This window comes from Prevotella sp. KH2C16, from assembly GCF_900113305.1.
GTDB lineage: Bacteria > Bacteroidota > Bacteroidia > Bacteroidales > Bacteroidaceae > Prevotella.
In genome coordinates this window covers 13,254-33,426 of the sequence record NZ_FOOW01000025.1, presented here as the reverse complement: position 1 = coordinate 33,426, position 20,173 = coordinate 13,254, and the positions used below count along the sequence as shown (strand labels likewise).

Annotated in this window: 13 protein-coding genes; 5 read left to right on the top strand and 8 right to left on the bottom strand. The window is 50.3% G+C overall.

Going from position 1 to position 20,173, the window contains the following annotated elements:
* Positions 1 to 305 (top strand): transposase (locus tag BM114_RS12295; RefSeq protein WP_218151491.1); only part of this gene is annotated, 305 nt, incomplete at its 5' end.
* On the opposite strand, the gene BM114_RS12290 is transcribed toward BM114_RS12295, so the two are convergent.
* The 5 genes from BM114_RS12290 to BM114_RS12270 form a co-directional block, all read right to left on the bottom strand.
* A complete protein-coding gene (locus BM114_RS12290) occupies positions 291 to 1,760 on the bottom strand; it encodes a TonB-dependent receptor (protein WP_255406516.1) in 1,470 nt (489 codons plus the stop codon). The genes BM114_RS12295 and BM114_RS12290 overlap by 15 nt on opposite strands.
* A gap of 372 nt (positions 1,761 to 2,132) precedes the next feature.
* Complete coding sequence (locus tag BM114_RS12285; RefSeq protein ID WP_092113841.1) at positions 2,133 to 4,685, bottom strand: outer membrane beta-barrel family protein; 2,553 nt, start codon at positions 4,683 to 4,685, stop codon at positions 2,133 to 2,135.
* A 15-nt stretch (positions 4,686 to 4,700) separates the two neighbouring features.
* The gene (locus BM114_RS12280; RefSeq protein WP_092113839.1) at positions 4,701 to 5,354 is read right to left on the bottom strand and encodes a DUF4974 domain-containing protein; all 654 of its coding nucleotides are present in this window, start codon (positions 5,352 to 5,354) and stop codon (positions 4,701 to 4,703) included.
* Positions 5,354 to 5,842 carry a sigma-70 family RNA polymerase sigma factor gene (locus BM114_RS12275; RefSeq protein WP_092113836.1) on the bottom strand — a complete coding sequence of 163 codons (489 nt, stop codon included), beginning with the start codon at positions 5,840 to 5,842 and terminating at the stop codon, positions 5,354 to 5,356. The genes BM114_RS12280 and BM114_RS12275 overlap by 1 nt, the downstream gene beginning before the upstream one ends.
* 460 nt (positions 5,843 to 6,302) lie before the next feature.
* Entirely contained in the window at positions 6,303 to 8,375 is a 2,073-nt protein-coding gene (locus tag BM114_RS12270; protein WP_092113834.1) for an LTA synthase family protein, read from the bottom strand.
* 122 nt (positions 8,376 to 8,497) lie between these two features.
* On the opposite strand from BM114_RS12270, the gene BM114_RS12265 reads away from it, so the two are divergent.
* The 4 genes from BM114_RS12265 (at position 8,498) to BM114_RS12250 (ending at position 12,360) form a co-directional block, all read left to right on the top strand.
* Positions 8,498 to 9,175 carry a response regulator transcription factor gene (locus BM114_RS12265; protein WP_092113830.1) on the top strand — a complete coding sequence of 226 codons (678 nt, stop codon included), beginning with the start codon at positions 8,498 to 8,500 and terminating at the stop codon, positions 9,173 to 9,175.
* A complete protein-coding gene (locus BM114_RS12260; RefSeq protein ID WP_092113829.1) occupies positions 9,160 to 10,209 on the top strand; it encodes a sensor histidine kinase in 1,050 nt (349 codons plus the stop codon). Before BM114_RS12265 ends, BM114_RS12260 begins: the two co-directional genes overlap by 16 nt.
* Before the next feature lie 39 nt (positions 10,210 to 10,248).
* Complete coding sequence (locus tag BM114_RS12255; protein ID WP_092113827.1) at positions 10,249 to 10,845, top strand: hypothetical protein; 597 nt, start codon at positions 10,249 to 10,251, stop codon at positions 10,843 to 10,845.
* Between the two features lie 309 nt (positions 10,846 to 11,154).
* Positions 11,155 to 12,360 (top strand): GTP-binding protein, encoded by a 1,206-nt coding sequence (locus BM114_RS12250; protein WP_092113846.1) that lies wholly within the window; start codon positions 11,155 to 11,157, stop codon positions 12,358 to 12,360.
* Between the two features lie 103 nt (positions 12,361 to 12,463).
* Here BM114_RS12250 and BM114_RS12245 read toward each other — a convergent pair whose 3' ends face one another.
* The 3 genes from BM114_RS12245 to BM114_RS12235 all read right to left on the bottom strand — a co-directional run bounded on the left by BM114_RS12245 (position 12,464) and on the right by BM114_RS12235 (position 19,995).
* Positions 12,464 to 14,692, bottom strand: a complete 2,229-nt coding sequence (locus BM114_RS12245) for an alpha-N-acetylglucosaminidase (RefSeq protein WP_092113826.1) — start codon at positions 14,690 to 14,692, stop codon at positions 12,464 to 12,466.
* A gap of 65 nt (positions 14,693 to 14,757) precedes the next feature.
* Positions 14,758 to 16,674, bottom strand: coding sequence for a RagB/SusD family nutrient uptake outer membrane protein (locus tag BM114_RS12240; protein WP_255406515.1), 1,917 nt, complete (start codon positions 16,672 to 16,674; stop codon positions 14,758 to 14,760).
* Positions 16,675 to 16,683: 9 nt separating this feature from the next.
* A complete protein-coding gene (locus BM114_RS12235) occupies positions 16,684 to 19,995 on the bottom strand; it encodes a SusC/RagA family TonB-linked outer membrane protein (RefSeq protein WP_255406514.1) in 3,312 nt (1,103 codons plus the stop codon).
* Between the last annotated feature and the right edge of the window lie 178 nt (positions 19,996 to 20,173).

Sequence of the window (20,173 nt, the reverse complement as noted above, 5' to 3'; positions counted from 1 at the left end):
AGGCACTCTTCGAGCATCTCTTCGACCAGGGCATCCATCTCGTGCATGGCCTCAAGGCCAACATGAAGAATAAGCTCATGCCCATGTGGGACAAGATCATGCTCAGAAAAAGGTACATCATCGAGTGTATCAACGAATTGCTCAAGAACAAGGCCAACCTCGTGCATTCACGACACCGGTCCATACACAACTTTATGATGAACCTATGCTCGGCTCTCGCGGCCTACTGTTTCTTTGACAACAAGCCGGAGGCGCTGCCAGTGCATGTGGAGAAATCAAGACAATTAGAGCTATTTGCATGGTAATCTTATCCCGAACTCGCGTAAGATATGTTTTCCTGCCAGCTGACTACTATAGGCCGTACGACTTCTGTAATAGTATTCTGCTGAGCGCTCCATATTCGCCTGAGCAGAGATGCCATTCCGTGAAGTATACCTATTGTTGCCAATCTGATTGAAGATGTTTTTCAACTGGTATTTATGATTTCCATCCTTACTCAAAAGTGTGAGATTATACATGGCGCCCAGCCTCACATTATGGTTGTACTGGTTGTCCACGGAATGCCTGAGATAGTTAGAGCGATCGTTGGCTATGTCATATGCCCCATAAAGATTGTTCTGCATACCGATATAGGTACGATGCTCATTGCTATAGTTTACAGCCGCAATCATTCCGAGTTTGTAGCTTTTAAAAGTCCAGTAGTGATTCCAGTCTGCTGATAGTTTCAGGTCTCCGATTGGCTTATGGTCAGTTACTTTCCAGTCATTATCCAAACCATTATTTAATAGATCGATACCTTGTCTACCTATTGTATTTAATCTTGAGTTCATACCTCCCTCAAGGGAGCGTAATCCACCGTCAAAGCCAAGGAAATCAGTGGAGGACGATTGTGAAAAAAGAGAATTCCTAAAAGTGGAACTGCTGTTCCAAACGCCTCCAACAGCTATATTCAGTTGATTTGTTGATGGAATCTCTCTGGTATTTACCAAAATGAAACCTCCTGTATAGTCTGCCGGATATTCTGCTGTAGGCACTTTCACGATCATCAGATTATCTAACTGCGAACTGGGAATGATATCAAAAGAGAAAGCCCTCGAGTCTGCTTCACTGCTTGGCACGGCCCCGCCGTTTATCCAGACATTATTATACCGCTGCGACAGTCCTCGAACCATAACAAACTTTTCATCGATAAGACTCACGCCCGGTACTCTCCTAATCACTTCTCCTGCATTTGTATCCTGAGAGCGTTTTATTTCTTGTGAGGATATATTACTCACGACAACGGAACTCTGCTTGGTTGCTTGTATCATGGCAACTTCCGTATCCTTTCTTTCCATCGCGGTTACCATCACCTCATTCAGTTCCTGCTCATCGACCTCCATGGCTATATTCAACATAACATCTTTGGATAAACCTACTTGAATCCCATCAATATTTTGAGATTTATAAGACATGTATTTAACGGTTAATGCATACTTACCCTGTTTTAGCTCAGCGATATAGAATTTTCCCTCAACATCAGTTACGGTCGCCATACCAGTCCCATCAATCTGCACGATGGCACCGACAAGAGGTTCCTTAGAGACTCTATCAACTACTATTCCCCTGATACCTTGTCCGTGAATACTGACAAAAGACATCACCGTTAATGCCAAAGTTGCAATCAGATTTTTATTTGTTTTCATTTTACTGCTACTTTTCTCTTTCTGGGGGCAAAGATAATAAGTGCAGATTTCAATGTTTTTTCCTTTTGATGACATTGAAATTAAATTTCAGCTTTCCGCATGTCAAAAGAAGAACCTGTTGGTAGCGCAAAACTAACTCTACCAACAGGCATATCTTATATAATCCAATAGATATATTACTAACAACTATCTATATGTGTCAATATTCGGATACTTTCCACTATCGGAACCTCTATCAACGCCTAAATCCTGCAGAATTACCCTGCCCAAACCAACATCTGTTGATTTTCTTTTGACCCCATATGTCATGATGGATCCGGGGATGCCTCTATTCAAGATGCAGCGCTCACAAACCGACTTGAAAGCAAAACGAATGTATATACTGTTTCAAGGCATAGACATAGGCTCTAATGCTGTGTAACTATCTGAAATAATACAGAAAGAATCCTACAGGCGGTTTTTCTCCTCATTACCCGCGCCCGTCCCCTTGTAACGGCTCTTCGACACATTGAAGTTATAGGTCAATGTCATGCCGATACTGCGGGTATACTCATAGCAGTCTTTGGAAAAGGCCGTCTTGTTGCCATACTGCACCCACGAGCTCTTGCGCGTCTTGAAAAGGTCATTGGCATAGAGGTTCAGCTGAAACTTATTATGGCAAAAACTCTGGACATAGGCTATGTCGACAGTCCCGTCCGCCCTTGTCTTGACGAAGTCCTGACTGCTTTCCGAGTTATACTTCAGGTTCAAAGTGATAAAGCCTTGCTTCGAAATCACGAACTTAGAGTTGAGCCTGATACTGCAAGACGGGTCGTTGCCGGCCTTCAAACTTCCATACTTCCCCGCATTGAAGAAGTTCTTGCCCAGATCTATCTCCAATGTAGGCTGATACCAGCCGAACTTGGGCGACGCCACAATGGAGGCATAGACATCCTGCATGTGGTTGAAGTTACGGTTCTGAAGGATTGACACGGGCTCTTTGTCGGACAAATAAGAATAGTAGGCGATGCAATCCTTGTCGTAATCATAGCCGATGGTCAAATACAGCCACTTATAGATTGCAGTGAGCTCTATGTTATGCGCGAAGGTCGGACGCAGGTAAGGGTTTCCTGCCTCGCGGGAATATCTACCTATATACTGCACATTGCTTCGCAGGGAGACATAGGAAGGGCGTGAAATCTTCCTCGACATGCTAAGCTGCAACGACCAGGGACTATGATTCCATGCAATAGAGAAGTTCGGGAACCAGTCATGATAAGTCCGGCTCGGCTCCTCCTGCCTCACTCCGAAAGCATAGTATTCGGTTTTCACATGCTCATAACGGAGTCCCGCATTTAGCGACCAGTCGCCCCGGGAGACGCTGTAGTCGGCAAAGGTCGCGTCATTGCTTTCCCGGATGTCTATTCTTGACGAATCCACATAATTCTCCGGATTATCGTAGATTGAATGCGTATTGGTATGGCTTATCTCCTCGCCTATCCTGATTTTGCCTCCACCCAGCTTGTGGCTCAGTATCAGCTTACCGGCAACCATGCGATTATGGGTGGTATTACAGGTATTTACAACACGACTGCCAAGGGTTTCACTTTCTTCTATGATATGGTCGTTCCGGCCATTCTTCCGCCAGATGTAAGTCCCGTTAAAGTCAATGCCTATTCCAGCTACCTTACCCAGATAGTAGGCATTGAGCTCATGCATCGGACCAGCCCAGATTTCCATGTCTTCATTATTGGCTATGCGTCCCTGAAGCTGGTCGTCTTTCCAGATTTCAGACACATAGTCTACCGTATGTCCTTTGCCGTAAAGGGTCTTGCTCAAAGTATAAGTCGCGCCAAAAGAACTTTCCTGATTAATATCATAGGTGAAGCCGAGCGTAGACTGGAAGACTGATTGCCGGAACACATCATCGGCATTCTCCTTCATAGTCAAGGTGTAATCGGGCAGGTACAGACTTGAACTGACGGGATTTCTCTCCCCTGCAAAAAGCGAGGACAGGAAAGACTTGCCGAAGACTTCGAAGCCCCTTGTCCTGTATTTCAGGTCAAGCTGCTCATATCCTCCCCACTGGGTATTATACCTCACATTGCTCGTATTGCGAACGCTGAAGCCATCGCCCTGCGGAGCCTTGGTATGAATGCGAATGACAGACTTGACCGCCGCATTATACTCCGCACCGGGACTTGTGATAACATCCACCGATTTGATGTCGGCCGACTTCAGATTAGTCAAATCGCCGTTGTCTCTCACCAGCTTGTTATTGATATATATTTCCGGCTTCCCTTTGGCAAAGATAGATATGTTATCGCCTGACACCGAGACACGGGGCAGCTCCCCTAACACATCCAAGGAGGTACCCATCTTGCTCAGCAGCGAGTGTTCTACATCGACAGACACTCCCCCGTTCTGCATCTTATACTGCGGGCGGGAACCTTTCACCGTTACGCCCTTTATGGTATGTACATCAGGATAGAGTTTAATATACCCTATTCTCTTGGGGGGCGTAACCAGATAAACGGTCTTATATCCTACATACGAGAACTTGGCGATTACCCTGTCTGTCGAACAGGGAACGACAAAGTCGCCGTTCTCATTGGTTACGCCGCCCGCGATAAAGCTGGAATCGTTGACCGTGAACAACTGCACATTGGCATAGCACATCGGCTGGCCGGCCTCGTCGACCAGCCGCCCTATCAGCTTCTGCCTGTCCTTGGGAATACTCTCCACCGTGATGAGGCTGTCATCCACAGTCATGGATATCGGATAGAAACCAATTGCCTGACGGATGGCATCGGGGATGTTCTTCGCCCGTACATGCGAGGTTACCGTGTAGTCCTCAAGTTCATTGTATATGAAATTGATGGTATAGCGACGGGTATGCTCCTGACAGTATTTCAATACATCGGGCATAGAGTTTCTTTTGAATACATGATTGATATCCTGAGCATGTGTCGGACAAACACACAGATATGCCACGACCAAGAATAAGATTCTTTTCTTCATCACCAATTGTTTGTGTTATTCTATAATGAGGGTAGTGCCGCTGATTGCGATATGAAACTGCTGGAAGTTGTTGAGGGCTTCCACCACCTGCCCTATGCTCTCATCCCGGTTCCACTTGAAGAAGAGTCTCAACTGTTGAATGTCCTTACTCTTCCACGACAACTGCATATGATAATAAGAAGCTATCTCTGGCATGATCTTACCCAGCGTTTCATTGTCAAAGAGCACGGGAGTTGCAAGAGCCTGTTTCTGGGTCGGCACCGTGTCCAGTCTTGTCTCCACAGCCCCGACTTTGGCAGAAGACTTTTCCACGGAAACGACTTCCGTCTTCGCAGGCTGTTGCTTTCTGAACAGTCCGGAACGGATGGCAGCCAATGTTATGCCCGACACGATGACGAAAGCAATGACGATAGCTGCTATCTTATGCCAGTGCTGGACAGAAGAAGCATGCTTCCGCATCTCCCAATTTGCCGAGAAGCACTGCCATTGCTTCTCGATTTCCTCGTCGCTGACAGCCTCGGCATGCTTGTCCTGAAAAGCACTCTCCGTCTGCGAGAGCATGTCGTAAAGTTCCCTGCATTCTTGATTCCCGAGCATCTCTTTCCATTGCTCATCGGAATATTGTTCCGGATGCTCCAGCATTTGGAGCAAAAGGTCTGTTTTTCCCATCACTCATTTTCTTTTAAATAGGTTCGTAAAGAAATCATGGCAGCTTTCAACTGCTTGAAGACAGCTACCTTGCTGACACCCAGTCTGTCGCCGATAGCCTGAAGGGCAAGTCCCTCGTCGAATCGCATAAGGACGACCTCCCGCTGACGGTCAGGCAAGGCTCTTTCCACCCCTTGCCTCAATAGCTGACACTTGGCTTCAAGGGCAGAGGGCAGGCTCTCGTCTCCATCCAGAGGCAGTAGCCGCTCCAAGCGGCGGTGCAGCTGTTGATTGCGCAGGCGGTTGAGGCATTCGTTGCGCACGCAGACAAGAAAGAATCCCTCGGAAGGATTATCCTTCAGGACAATATGTCCATCCAGTATCCCTGTAAAGATATCGTTGACGACATCCTTGCTATCCGCATCATCGTGAAGAAGCATGCTGGCCAGCCGATACATCTTGCGATAGTGCTGCAAGTAGAGTTGCTCTATATCTTTCCTGTTTGGCATATCTGCCTTATATACACATGAGGAGTGATGTTGTTAACCATAATTGTCTATTTCTTTTCCAAAAGTATATAAAAAATCTTTCTTATGATGGTCAAAGGCCGGAAAATCATCACCCATCTTGCCAGAAGGTCCGTCCGTACCGCTTCTTGGCTCTTTGCCGTGAAGACAGAGGAATCTTTGCCCTCACAGGAAAAATTCAATAAGAAAGCCCTTCTGGGGTATAATGATATGTGGGATACGGCATCAAGAGAGTATAAAGAGAATCGCCTTGAAAAGCGATTATCCGCTTTCAAGGCGATTCTGAAGTGTTCCCGTCTCCCCGCACTTAGCCATCATGGAAGCAAAAACCGACTTTCACATCCACAAGGCCTATCCATTACTGGCCACCAGAATGGATTATCCAAGCCATACACCTTACTTCCCTCGGTTCCGTTCCACTACTCCGGGCACGAGGCTGCCCTCATCTTGCTTTCAGATAAAGGTTCACATACTGATAAAAGGCCTGTGCCTTGCGTATAAGCTTATTATCGGGTGAGCTGACAAGTTGTTCAGTATGAGTACCGTCGGACTGAAGGCGAATCTCATATTGACGGATCTTACGCACCGGAGAAAGGACTGTCAGAAGGCCGCCGTCTAAATAGCCCAGGTCTTGATAGGTAGCCATAAAAGCCCGGGGATGGAAACCGGGCGAGAGGATATTCTGTCCTGCAAAGTGCACGCGGTACTTCAACTGGAGCAGGGAGAGAAGTGTGGGCATCACATCTATCTGCGAGCACACCTTATTTATATATGCGGGATTCACCAGCGAGGGCGCATAGACCATACAGGGAATATGGTAACGGTCTATGGGGAGAGAAGTCTTACCCGCGCTTGAGGCACAATGGTCGGCAATGACGACGAAGACTGTATTGCGGAACCATGCTTTTCCCGAAGCCTCCCTGATAAACTTCCCGATGGCATAGTCCGTGTATTTCACGGCAGCCTCGCGAGTATTCGGATTGCCATTCACATGAATCTTGCCAGCCGGGTAGGTATAAGGACGATGATTACTGGTCGTCATGATCTGGGCAAAGAAAGGCTTATTGTTTCTTGCATCCTCATCAAACACCTCAAGGCTCTTGCTGAAGATATCCTCATCGCATACGCCCCAGATGTTGGCAAAGGTGATTTTATTATTAGCTATTCTACTCCGGTCAATCACCTCATAGCCGTTGTGTGAGAAATAATCGCCCATGTTATCAAAGTAGCTGTTACCCCCATAGAGGAACTGGCAACGGTAGCCCAGTCCACCGAGTACTGCTCCCACGGAGAGACCGCTCATGCGGTTTTCTTTCCGTTTGATGATGCTCTCCCCTGCGCTGGGCGGAATGCAAAGCGAAAGAGCCTCCAAGCCGCGCACCGTCCGGTTTCCGGCCGCATAGAGGCTGTCGAACACGAGGCTTTCCGTCATCAGCCTGTCTAATTGCGGAGTGAGTCCTTGCCTGTTCCTATACCGTGCAAGGAAGTCGGCACTAAGGCTCTCCACCGTAATGAGTACGATGTTCGGGCGGTGCGGCGACACGCTGTCGCCGATGGTCTTCTTTCCCTCCGCGTCCAATCCCGCCTCCTTGCGATAAAGGCTCTCTGCCTCTTGCCGGGGAAGCATGGCATAGAACTTATCATACTCCAACTTGTTATTTTGGAAAGCAATCACGAAGTCGCAGGCTCCGTTCTGTTCCAATTGCGTAACATACTGATTATCGCCTTGCATCGTGTGTGTCCCCCACAACAGGAAATAAGCGCATATGGAAAAGGCCGCATAAATACCCAGATGACTGGCAAGCAGCTTGGGCGTATAAAGCTGCAGAAGCTTGAAGCGCCGTCTGCGGGATTGCCAAAGGATAATGCCGACGGTAAACAGGAAGGCAAGGATGAGCATCGGTATGATGGCATACGACTCCATGATGTTGCCGATGACCTCGTGGGTATAGACCAGATAGTCCACCGCGATGAAGTTATAGCGCACGCCGAACTCCTGCCAGAAAAAGTATTCCCCTGCCGACACACACAGGAGAAGGAACACATAGACGGCCCAGGCAAAATAGAGAGATGCCCTTCTCCATGCCGCCCGAATCCGCGGAAGGAAGAAACGCAGCGAGAAACTCGCCAATTTCCATCCGAGAAAGAGCTTGGCTATCCGCGGCGCACCTCCCCCATATTCGTCAAAAACGGAATGGAAGCAAAGCACATACACGAACGCTATTGCCAAAAGCCCCTCAATCATCCATCCTGCCACACGACGATACTTCGCCTCGTTGAGTCCTAAATAGACTATCTGCAAAGGCAATGCGAGCAGGATGCCCATGCCCGTATCCGACAGCACGCCGACACCCAGCAGCCTTACGGTCGCGGCAAAGCTGAATCCTGCGTCTTGCGGTGCCGTCATCATCAGGACAATCCGTAAGACAAACCCCACAATGATATATAGTTTCAAGAACTCTGTCTCTATGAGATAGACCGGATTCCTGTAAACCAAAGCCCTCTTGTCGTCCATACTTTCTTGTTTTCGCAGCAAAGATAATCGCCGATTTTGGAGGAATTCTGTATTTTCCCTAATCAGGAAGTTAAAGATTGCTTACCGTGCAACAAAACAGGCATTTAGTCGTTATAGGATAGATGAAGATATTGATAATAGAGGACGAACGCCGCCTTTCAGACGCTATCAAACATTATCTGGAGGGACAGGGCTACCTTTGCGAACAGGCTTTCGACTTCTCCGACGCCAAGATGAAGGTAGGTGTCTACGACTATGACTGCGTATTGCTCGACCTGATGCTGCCCGGAGGCGACGGACTGGATATCCTGCATGACATCCGGAGGGGGCATAACGGTGTGGGCGTCATCATCATCTCTGCCAAAGATTCCCTGCCCGACCGGCTGAAGGGGCTGGAAATCGGAGCCGACGACTACCTGGCCAAGCCTTTTGCCCTGCCCGAATTGTCTATGCGCATCTATGCCCTCATTCGCAGGAAAGAGTTCTCTGTAAGCAATACGATACAGTCTCGTGGCGTAAAGGTGAACCTGATTCAGAAGACTGTTACCGCCAACGGCGTGCCCGTCATGCTTACACGGTCGGAGTATGAGTTGCTGATTTTCTTCATCGGCAACCGCGGCAAGGTGGTCTCCAAGGCTTCCATAGCCGAGCATCTCAGCGGAGAGATGGCCGACATGATGGACAATTACGACTTCATTTACTCTCATATCAAGAACCTCAAGGCAAAGCTTGCCCGAGAAGGCATCAAGGATGTAATCAAAACCATTTACGGAACAGGATACAAATGGAACACAGCTTAACCCGGCAAATGATGACGAGGCTTGCCCTCGGACTGCTCGCCATCCTGATACTTGCCACCCCTTTGTTGTACTATCTCACGACGCGGTTCTATGCAGAAGACCTGATGGACATCGTCCAGGACTATGGCATCCGGAACCCGGACATAGATCTTGAGGCGGATGTACTGGAAGGCCTCTTCATCCAGTTCTTCGTGATACTAGGGGCTTTGCTGTGCGTCATCTTCCTCGTCATGCAGTTTGTTCCCCGAAAACTTTGGCAGCCGTTCCGCCATACACTGGACCTGATTCGCGGATTCAAGGTGGAACAGGGAGCCATAGCCCTGCCCGAGTCCACCGGCGTGCGTGAGTTCAGTCTGCTCAACGCCACGCTCAACGACATCATGGAGGCCAGTAGCAAAAGCTACAGGGTGCAGAAAGAGTTCACGGAGAATGCCTCTCACGAGTTGCAGACACCGCTTGCCGTCCTGCAGAACAAGATAGACAACCTCCTGCAGGACGAACACCTCACGGAACATCAGGCACGGGAAATGCAGGAGATGTACCAGGAAGTGCGCCACATGAGCAACCTCAGCCGGAGCCTCCTGCTGCTCTCCAAGATAGAGAACAGGCAGTTCGGCACCAACGACAACATCGACCTCTGCCGGAAAATCGAACAACTGCTGCCCCGCCTGGAAGGTCTGGCGGGCGACATCAGCATCAACATCAACTATGAAAGCCCCGACCTGAGCCTCAAGTGCAACGAGGCACTCCTGGAAAGCCTGCTTTCCAACCTCGTCGTAAATGCCGCCCGGCACAACTATCCCGGAGGATCCATCAGCATTTCCGTCGTTCCCGGCAGGCTCGTCATCTCCAATACCTCGAAAGAGAAGCCCCTCGACGCCTCGATTATCTTCTCCCGTTTCTATCGCGTTCAGGAGAATCAGAAGGGATACGGACTCGGACTTGCCATCGTGAAGTCGATCTGCGACTACCACCACTGGCGGGTGGACTATCGCTATACACACGGGCAACATGCCTTTACCGTGGAGTTTTAGTCCCGCATACCTCGCTTTTAGCAAACCCAAGACCCGCTCATGAAGAAACATAGCTTCCTCCTATTCTCACATTACGCAGGACTGCTCCTATGCCTGATCATCCTCCTGTTCATGCCCGGCGGCTGGCACTTGAGGTGGAATCTGGGATACCTGATTGCCTACGCCACCCTCATCACGGGCTTTGCATGCGCCGTCGTCGCCTTGTGCTGCCGGCATTTCCATCTGATTGTGAAAATCTATCTGGCAGTCTTCAGCCTCTCAGCCCTGCTGTTCATCGCACATCCCGTTACGAGAGACCTGCTGGTTCCGCCCCCTTGCTATGGCGGCGACAAGGGCTATACGGTGCGCAAGAAGCCCTCGGTGTTCATCGACCCGGAGGAAATCGTGCTCTACAAGGCACATGGCCTTACGGAAAGACCCGTGCGCACACTCACCCGGGGCTTCTATATCAATGACATTAGCGACATCGAAGTGCGCCAAGACCTCTCCGCCATCATCATGACCGTTACCGACACGGGCGAGGGATACAAGAGCCGGGAGAAAGAAATCTACGCCATAGACACGGCCGTATTCAACCGCCACAGAGCCCGGATAGAGCGACTGGCACGGCAACGACACCTCGTCGTCATGGACTGAACCGTTGCCGCCTGGCGCAAAGCATTCTTCCCGCGGCGGCCACCCGCCCTATTTCCTGCCGTCAGGGCAGATGCAGGAGACGGCAAACAGAAGAGTAAAATCCAAGATTTTAGTATGTAAAGTCTGAGATTTTACACCCTAAAATCTCAGATTTCACATTGCCGGAAGCCATCTCCGGCATTCTCCATTGCCGCCGGCGTCTTTTCCGCCAACCCTCTATGCGCCAAGAGAGTTTTGCCTAAAAAGATTTGCACAGAAGTCGGGAAAAGCGTATCTTTGCATCCGATAAAAATGGAGGAACAACGAATCATGAAGACGAAAGAAACACCCGTCTTGCTGCTTACCGGCTACTTAGGCAGCGGCAAGACTACTCTGCTGAACAGAATCCTGAAGAATGAGCGCGGCATTAAGTTTGCCGTAATCGTCAACGACATAGGCGAAGTGAACATCGACGCCAGCCTCATCGAGCAGGGCGGCGTGGTAGGGCAGCAGGACGACTCGCTCGTGGCCCTGCAGAACGGCTGCATCTGCTGCACGCTGAAGATGGATCTCGTGCAGCAACTGTCGGAAATCGTCGAGATGGAGCGGTTCGACTACATCGTCATCGAGGCCAGCGGCATCTGCGAGCCCGCGCCCATCGCACAGACCATCAGCGCCTATCCACAGATGTATCCTGACTATGCGAAGAAAGGGGCGGCGCGGCTCGATGCCATCGTAACCATCGTCGATGCCCTCCGCATGCGCGACGAGTTCAGCAACGGCACCGACCTCATGGCACAGGACATCGGCGAGGACGACCTCGCGAGCCTCGTCATCCAGCAGGTGGAGTTCTGCAACATCATCCTGTTGAACAAGGCCGCGGAAGTAAGTGCCGACGACCTGACCCGGCTGAAGAGCATCATACGCACCTTGCAGCCGCAGGCAGAGATCGTGGAGTGCAACTACGGCGATGTGGAGCTCGACAAGATTCTCAACACGAGGCTATTCGACTTCGAGAAAGTGGCCACTTCCGCCAAATGGATTGAGGTGCTGGAAGGGCACGACCACGAAGAGGAAGACGAGGACGAAGACGACCATGACGACGAGGAAGGTCATCACCACGGCCACCATCATGAGCACACGCACGGCGAGAAGGGCGAGGTGCTGGAATACGGCATCGATACCTTCGTCTACTTCCGGCGACCCGCCCTCAACCTGGGACGCTTCGACGAGTTCGTGGCCCGCAAGTGGCCGAAGAGCGTCATACGGTGTAAAGGCATCTGCTACTTCCGCGACGAGCCCGACACCTGCTATGTCTTCGAGCAGGCGGGGCGGCAGGTAGGCATCCGCAATGCCGGCCAGTGGTATGCCACGATGTCCGCAAAGGAACTGGAGCAGTTCATGGAGCAGAACCCGGGACTGAAGAGAGACTGGGACGAACGCTACGGCGACCGCATGCAGAAACTGGTATTCATCGGACAGAACCTCGACAAAGACGCCATCGTAAACGCCCTGGATTCCTGCCTGGAAGATTAGGGCGACGAGACAGCAGGCATCGCTGACCGTCAAGACAGAGAGGCCTCCCTTGGATAACCCCAAGGAGGCCTCTCTGCATTTACGGACTTCCGTACTCACAAACCTAATCGCTCAGCGGACCGTTGAGGATGTGCCCGCGATACTTGGCTACCAGCTCTGAAGCCACCTGACGACTGTCGCCCACGGGCTTTGCGCTGAAGCTGCCGACACAAGCCTGCCACCAATACCGCTCGAAAGTGGTAACCGCGTCGCGATAGACGGCAAAGCGGTCCTCGTCGAACGCCTTGCCCTCGTCGAGAGCCCCGTTGACGGCATCGAAGAACATGCTCCACCGCTTGCCGTAGAAGGTCTTGGTGAGCCCTGCCCAGGTGCGGCTCGCATAGTCGTTTAACAGCTGATCCTTGTCGCTCCAGGTAGTAATCAGGTTGCGGGCGTTCTGCTCATAGTAGCGGGCCTCCCGCAGAGAGTCGCCTCCCCACTTGCGAGCGTCGGCTATCCACTTACCCGTGAGAAAGTAAGACTGCGTGCCCACCAAACGGTCTACATCGTTGATAACGCCCAGCATCTCCGTCTGCAACCTGCCCATCACCTGCCGGTCGCGCCGGTTGTAGGCATCTTCATATTGCTTGAAGACCGTAAGGTAATAGTTGCTCAGCAGCTGGCGGACGATGTTGGTAACATCAAACTTATAGGCTGCAGTGTTGGAATTCACCCTCAACAGCAGGTCGGCAATCCTCAGCAGGTTCTGGTTGTCGTATTTGATACGCGGATTCGCATAATAGGTTCTGTACTTGCCGAAGGTTGGCCGGATGTTGATGAGCGGACATTGTCCCGGTGTCGACGGGGCCACATAGATGCTGTCCACGAGAATTCTCCATGCCTCCCGGGCATCATTGTCTATCTTCCCCACGCGCTGGTCGGCAAGGGCGGCAGCCCACTTCTTCACATCTTTATGGAGCCCGAAGTCCCAGGCTTTCTCGAAAACATACTCATAGACATAGGGATTGCAGTCGAATCCCTCAAGCGTAGAGCCGATTCCCGTGAAGTTATCACCGCCGTTCTGGAAGGTATTCTCCAGTCGCTTGTTGATTTCCTTGAAGTCGCCCACGAGCATCGTGTTGCCTCCGAAGTTGCCCAGATAGCACCAGATATAGGGCACTCCAAAGTATTTGTCGGTGCGCTGCCAGATTTCCTGCCGCTCACAATAGTAGTCCAGAAGCAGCGATTTGTCCTTGGGATAAGAGGTGATATAAGGCTTGATGCGGTCGTTCGTCCAGTCCTTGCGCTCGTTCCAGAAGAGCCATGTCATCTGGAGCCATACCGCCTCAGGGTCGGCCAGCCGCAGGGACTCATAGACCTGACGGCTCACGCGGCTCAGATAAGACGGCTCATAGCTCGGGGGAGTGAGCTCGTTGAAGAGGTCGACGCCATAGATGTGGTCGGTGCCATACATCTCATCCTCGGTCGTGATGAACTTCTTCTGTACCTCGAGGAACAGCGAGTCCATCGGATCAAGGAAGCTGCAGGCATATTGATCAGGATAGCCTGCCCACGCACCGAGTTTAGTTATCTTAGCCTTGGGGAAGAGACGGAGCAGCGCATGGGGTACATGGCCTGCAAAAGCCGGCAGTACGGGGCGCATATTGAACTCCCGCTCACGAGCCGTAATCCGTTGCTGGAGCTTCAACTGTCCGTCGAGCCACGACTTAGGCAGCGGTCCGCCCCAGGAATCGATGTTCAGCATGCGATGCCAAGGCAGGTGAGCCGGCCCCGTAAAGTAACTTCTCACCTCCTCGTCGGTAAGGCCGAGTTCCGTCCACACCTTATACCAGATAGACTCCTGCCCCGTGATGGCAAGCGGCAGGTTCACCCCGTTCAGCGCCATCCAGTCTATGAAGTGCTCCCACTCCTGCCAATCCCACCACGGCATGGTGTAGCCGAAGGTGCAATAGTTCAGGAAGAAGCGGTTCTTCACGCGCGCCTTCACGGTTTCCGCCTTGGGAACCTTAGGCAATACGGCGGGCATCGTGATGCCATCATGCGAGAACCAGCCGACATCCACCTTGCAATAATACTTAAGATAATGGTTCAATCCCACGGACATGGAGTTGGCATTGTTTCCGCTGATGACCACCTTATTTCCCTTGGACTCCAGCCGGAACACATCCCCGTCAGACTTCAGAGTCTGGAAAACGAACGATTTCTCATAAGCAGGGAGCAGGCGGCGAACAAGTCCTCTGGCGGCCATGACATCCCCATTCTTCCCGGGGGTGGCGAAAGAGGCCGTCAAGCTCCCCATGAAAAGGGCAAAAACTAAAACGAACTTTCTCATATCAAATTATTTTTATAAGAGCCCGCGACCTTCATTTAAGCCGCAGGCAGATGTTACTATTCTGATTACTGCAGGGGCTCGCCATAGTGGGAGCGCAGCTCAGAGTTGTCGCTGAACACAGCCGTACGATATACCGACGGATTGGTATAGGGGTTGTTGTAGTGAAGCAGCACATGGTTGGTATTCAGTTCTGCCTGGTTCCACCCAGGAGTCCAGCCTACATAGATACCATCCATATCCAATGCCTGCTGGTATCTCTCACAATTGGTGCCCTTGTAGCCACGGTGAATGCCGAGCTCCAGACGCTTGGCGTCGAAGTAATTTCTGCCCTCGCCCCAGAACTCTATTGCCTTCTGGAATGCCAGTTCGTCTATGAAGTCGGCTTCGCTGGCCGCAGTACATGAATATTGAGGATTGCGGGTCTTGACTATTTCCTCAAGTGCCGTCTTCGCCGCATTCACGCCCTGCGTGTGCAACAGTGCTTCTGCCTTGATGAAATACATCTCCTCGACACGCATAGCCGGGAAGTCAACAGCACCTCCGATGTCTTCCAACTGGTAATCACCATTGTGAGGACGGAATTTAATATTCACATAGAGCCAAGGCCACGACTGGAAACCATACGACATGTTGATGCGTGAACGAATCCATGCGGCATTTCCCGAAGTCAGCTGATACTTATAGCCATCGGCCAAACGGCCGGAATACTCCTTGCTCCATGCCGAGTCGGTCGTCAAGGTGTTATCACCCTTCAGATTCCATTTGTTATTGACAAAACTGCCGCTGGCATCCCGTTCCACAAGATACGGTTGTCCGGCAACCTGATTCTTAGACTCATAGAAGAAATTGGGATCCAGCCAAGATTTCTTTCGGAAGTCAGTATCCGCCAGACGCTCATACATCCTGCGATCCAGAGAGCGGCCTACCCGCCAGCCATAGGCCGAGAAATCGGTCTCCGTGCCATAAAGCATCGCAAAACCGAAAGACCCCCAGGCTCCTCCATGGGCGGCATTCGTGTTGCTTTCAGATATGGAGGTTGCGAGCATCCAGGAGTTTTGAGAAGTACGGTTGTTAAAGCCATTCTTCGGGTCTGTCCACTCCTGCTCCGTCAGAGGCGTGCAGTGAGAGGTGGAAATGGCCTTCTCGGCATATTGCTGTGCCAACCTCCAGTAAGCACCGGCATCCTTATATTTGGTGGAAATATTGACATGGGAGGCCAGAAAGCTGTAGGCTCGGGCATAAAGTCCATAGACGACACTCTGGTCGGGCTGTACCTTGTCCGTCCGGGAAAAGTCTGCCAAATAGTCCTCTGCCTTGGCCAAATCGCCCAGCACAAGATCAAAGTCTTCGTCGACCGACACCCTCGGATTGTGGGTAGCCGCCTCAGAAGGCGTCTTCTCTGTTACAATCGGCACACCCAGATTCTTCAAGTCGTTTTCCGGCTGGGTAAAGCTGAACCTGCTGTCCGTGGGTTTCTTGTACTCCATAATCTGCGTAATTTCCATGTAGTACAGGGCCCTGTAGGCATAGGCTATGCCCAGATAAGACCGCTGGGCCACATCGGTCGTCGTCGAGTCAATCATTCCGATGATGTCATTCACCGTCTTAATATACCCATAATAGACATAGGAGGGGTAAATTCCACGGTTGGAACCCGTAGAACTGATACTCCCATAGTGCCATGCACCCAATGTGTTATAGCCATTGGTGCCCGTACAGACCATCGGCGTCGTGGCATGCTCCAGCATAGCGAGCAGGCTCGCATAGGAAATCAGCTCGATGCCACCGTCGTCATTGGAATATCCCACCATCGTAGTATATATGGAATTGACCATCCCGTCCAATGCCGACTCTGAGCCGGAAATCTGTTCTTCCGTTACATATTGCGTCGGCGTTACTTCATCAATGCAGCTTGAGAAAGCAAGTATGACTGCTGTTGCCACCGCGTATATCTTCGTACATCCTTTCATAGTCTTCTTCAATTAATGGTTTTAAAATGCAAGCTGAATTCCGAAAGAGCAAGTCCGCATGGGAGAATACAACTCCGGATTCGTATAGCCCGCAATAGTATATCGAGGATCAAAGCCCTGACGGGCAGAAAGATAGAAAAGGTTCTCCGCCGAGAAGTAAATGCGGGCACTCTCAATCTGCGCCTTAAGCGTCAAGCTCTTGGGGAGAGTATATCCTACATTCAGGTTCTGGCAATTCAGATAAGAGGCACTTTCGAGGAACCTGTCGGAACGCCCGCTCTGGGCATTCTTCTCGCTGAACATCAGTCGCGGGATGTCGCTGTTCATATTGTCTGCAGACCATACATTCATGATATCCTCATGCCAGTTGGTCGCCGACGCCCCACCGGTGTGCATCAAAGTCTGATAGGTGTAGTCATAAGCCTTGCCACCCAGCTGGAAAGTAAAGTTAACGGAGAAATCGAAGCCATAAGCGGTAAGCGTAGTTCCGATACCGCCATACCAAGAAGGCATGGCATCGCCGCAAAGATAGTCAGTGGCCTCGTTCCAGTTCTTAGTCGTTTCACGGCCTGTAACATTCCCGTCGTCATCCAACACATCTTTATAATATAAAGCTTCACCTGTAGTCTTGTCAACTCCAGCATACTTTGGCATGTGCCAAGTATAGAGAGGCAGTCCCTCGCCTACAAAATACCAGTACTTTTCTGCAAAGGAGGCATCGTGGTTCACATATCCGTCAGATCCCTCCACGGTGGTTGTCTTTACATCAGCGGGCAGATCCAGCACCTTGTTCTTTACATGCGAAATGTTGAAATTTACTTCCCAGTTCAAGTTCTTTGTCCGAACCGGGGTGGCATTCAACACGAGTTCTACTCCCGTGTTTCTCATATCACCCATATTCACATAACGGCTGGTATAACCGATGGTAGGTGGTGTGGACAGGGAGAAAAGCATATCACTGGTCTTACGATAGAAGAAATCAAGACTACCATTGATTCGGTGATTGAGGACTTCGAACTCTATTCCTGCGTTCCAGTTGGTGTTGGTCTCCCAGGTAATGTTCTCCGTTCCCTTTCCACGCCACTGATAACCTACGCTATTATCGTTGTTCACAATATTATAGGTATTCGTGTAAAGGAAGTTTCCAATATTGTCATTGCCTTGTGAACCTACCGAGAACTTGAGCTTCAGGTTATCAATCCAGGCGGCCTTGAACCAATCTTCCTTGGAAATAACCCAGGCCGCGCCCGCCGACCAGAAGTTTCCCCAGCGATTGTTCTTGTTGAACCGGGATGAGGCATCGCGCCGGAAAGACAGCGAGGCATAATAGGTATTAGCGTAGTCGTACATCCCCCTGAAGAAATAGCCTTCGTTATTATAACGCGACGAGTAGGAAGAAGGATAGTCCTTGTTGAGCAACTGGTCTATCTCCGTAGCCCCTTCTATTCCGAAATTGCGACCGGACGCACCCATGTACTCATACTTATAGTTATAATACTCATGTCCCAACAGCCCGCTTACGGTATGTTTGCCGAACAAATGGCTATAATTGAGCAACTGCTGCAAGTTATAGCTGAAGATCTTGGAGGAACTTTTCGACAGGTAGCCATTATCCGAAGAGTCTGTATAATGGTCTACGAACGGACTGCTAATGTAGGTGTAACGGCTATCATGATTGTAGGCATGCGCGTTTAAAGTCAAGGTCAAGTCCTCGAAGATGCGGAAATCAGCAAAGCCGCTTGCCGTATAGTCTGATACTGTATTCTTGTTATCCTCATACTTGTTGCCGAAGATACAGTTACCGCCAACACCTCCCGCCCGGCTGAGGTCGTAAAGACGGGCAAAGTCATACATGGGCTCTCCCCACTGGTCAACCAGGATATTGTGGTCCGCTCCACGGTAATATACAGGATAGATAGGTGCCTGCGTCTTGATTGTGCTCCATATCGTGCCCGTTCCGATAGTACCTTCTGATGTCTGCGAATACTTATAGCGGGCATAGTCGAAGTTTGCTCCCAGGCGCAAAATCTTATTGGCTTGATAGCTCAGCTTAAGCCGGGCGGAGATTCGGTCTTCGTTAGAGCCACGCTGTATACCATCCTGATTCAGGTAGCCCAGCGATGTGTAATAGTTGATTTTATCAGTCGCTCCTGAAACGGTGGCATTATATTCCTGCCTTGCACCCGTCTGCAATCCTTCCTTTTCCCAGTCGTCAGGCTGAAGCCAGAGCTGAGTATTCCCATAAGTATACAGGGATCCAAGGGTGGCATTAGGATTCATCGCTCCATCCAACTGGATGAACGGCTGGCCATCTGGAACTGTATACACCATATATCCGGGACCGTTTCCCGAGGAGGGATTCGTCAGGTCCGAGTTGGCCTGTGCGTTGGCGGCCTGTGGAGTCATGGCTCCGTTCGGATAATCTGGGCTGGTATAATAATTATACAGCATCTTATAGTAAACCTCATAGAACTGCCGTGCATTCAGCGTTTTATAGTTTTTCAGTCCATTGGTATTCCAGCCCCATTTGGCATCCACATTGATACGGGTCTTTCCATACGACCCCTGCTTGGTGGTTATCATGATTACACCATTGGCTCCACGAGCTCCATACAAGGCATTAGAGGCTGCGTCCTTCAATACCGTCATGGATTCAATGTCATTGGAGTTCAGAGTATTCAAGTCGCCATCGAATGGCATTCCGTCAACGACTATGAGCGGCTGAGTATCAGAAGAGATTGAACCGACGCCCCGAATGGTTATTGAGGGAGAACTGCCCAACTGCGACGACGAGTTATTGAGTTGCACGCCGGCCACTCTACCCGCCAGAGCCTGCGTGGCATTCGTAACTTGCACCTTGTTCAAGTCGTCGCCTTTCATAACTCCCGCAGAGCCGGTGAAAGCTTCGCGCTTCATCTTACCGAACGCCACGACCACAACCTCGTCCAAAGCCTTGTCTTGCGAGCTCATAACGATTCTATATTCATCCCGCTGATCTATATTCACCTTCTGTGTAACAAAGCCTACATAAGAAAACTGGAGCGCAGAACGAGGCGACACTTCCAATGAGAAATTGCCGTTTATATCGGTTACGACACCATTTGAAGTACCCACTTCAAATACGCTTACTCCTATCAATGGCTCACCGGAGTCATCGACAACCGTGCCTCTCACCGTCCTGTTTTTCTGGTCTACCCGTAAGTTTTCTGAAAGGTTAGATTTCTTTTGTAACTGACCCGCTACATTTCCCGCTGCCGGTGAACTTGGTTTGCGAGGAGTTGAGTGAGCCGATATGGCCATGGACACTACCAACAATATCGGCAGTGTTAGCATGATTTTCTTTTTTACACAAATCATAAGATGAAGAATTAAAACATCAAGTATGGTATAAACTACGAATTAAAACCTGGTTTCAGGCTTATTTCAAAAGAAGGATAAGGTAAGGAATCTGTCAAATAGCTTTTTATTTAGTAATTTTTCTCATAGGCAAAATGATATTAGGAGTTGTTAT

Bases quoted from the DNA above. Each gene is read 5' to 3' on its own strand.
- BM114_RS12290 (WP_255406516.1), bottom strand. From the start codon at position 1,760: ATGTCATCAAAAGGAAAAAACATTGAAATCTGCACTTATTATCTTTGC.
- BM114_RS12285 (WP_092113841.1), bottom strand. From the start codon at position 4,685: ATGAAGAAAAGAATCTTATTCTTGGTCGTGGCATATCTGTGTGTTTGT.
- BM114_RS12280 (WP_092113839.1), bottom strand. From the start codon at position 5,354: ATGGGAAAAACAGACCTTTTGCTCCAAATGCTGGAGCATCCGGAACAA.
- BM114_RS12275 (WP_092113836.1), bottom strand. From the start codon at position 5,842: ATGCCAAACAGGAAAGATATAGAGCAACTCTACTTGCAGCACTATCGC.
- BM114_RS12270 (WP_092113834.1), bottom strand. From the start codon at position 8,375: ATGGACGACAAGAGGGCTTTGGTTTACAGGAATCCGGTCTATCTCATA.
- BM114_RS12265 (WP_092113830.1), top strand. From the start codon at position 8,498: ATGAAGATATTGATAATAGAGGACGAACGCCGCCTTTCAGACGCTATC.
- BM114_RS12260 (WP_092113829.1), top strand. From the start codon at position 9,160: ATGGAACACAGCTTAACCCGGCAAATGATGACGAGGCTTGCCCTCGGA.
- BM114_RS12255 (WP_092113827.1), top strand. From the start codon at position 10,249: ATGAAGAAACATAGCTTCCTCCTATTCTCACATTACGCAGGACTGCTC.
- BM114_RS12250 (WP_092113846.1), top strand. From the start codon at position 11,155: ATGAAGACGAAAGAAACACCCGTCTTGCTGCTTACCGGCTACTTAGGC.
- BM114_RS12245 (WP_092113826.1), bottom strand. From the start codon at position 14,692: ATGAGAAAGTTCGTTTTAGTTTTTGCCCTTTTCATGGGGAGCTTGACG.
- BM114_RS12235 (WP_255406514.1), bottom strand. From the start codon at position 19,995: ATGCTAACACTGCCGATATTGTTGGTAGTGTCCATGGCCATATCGGCT.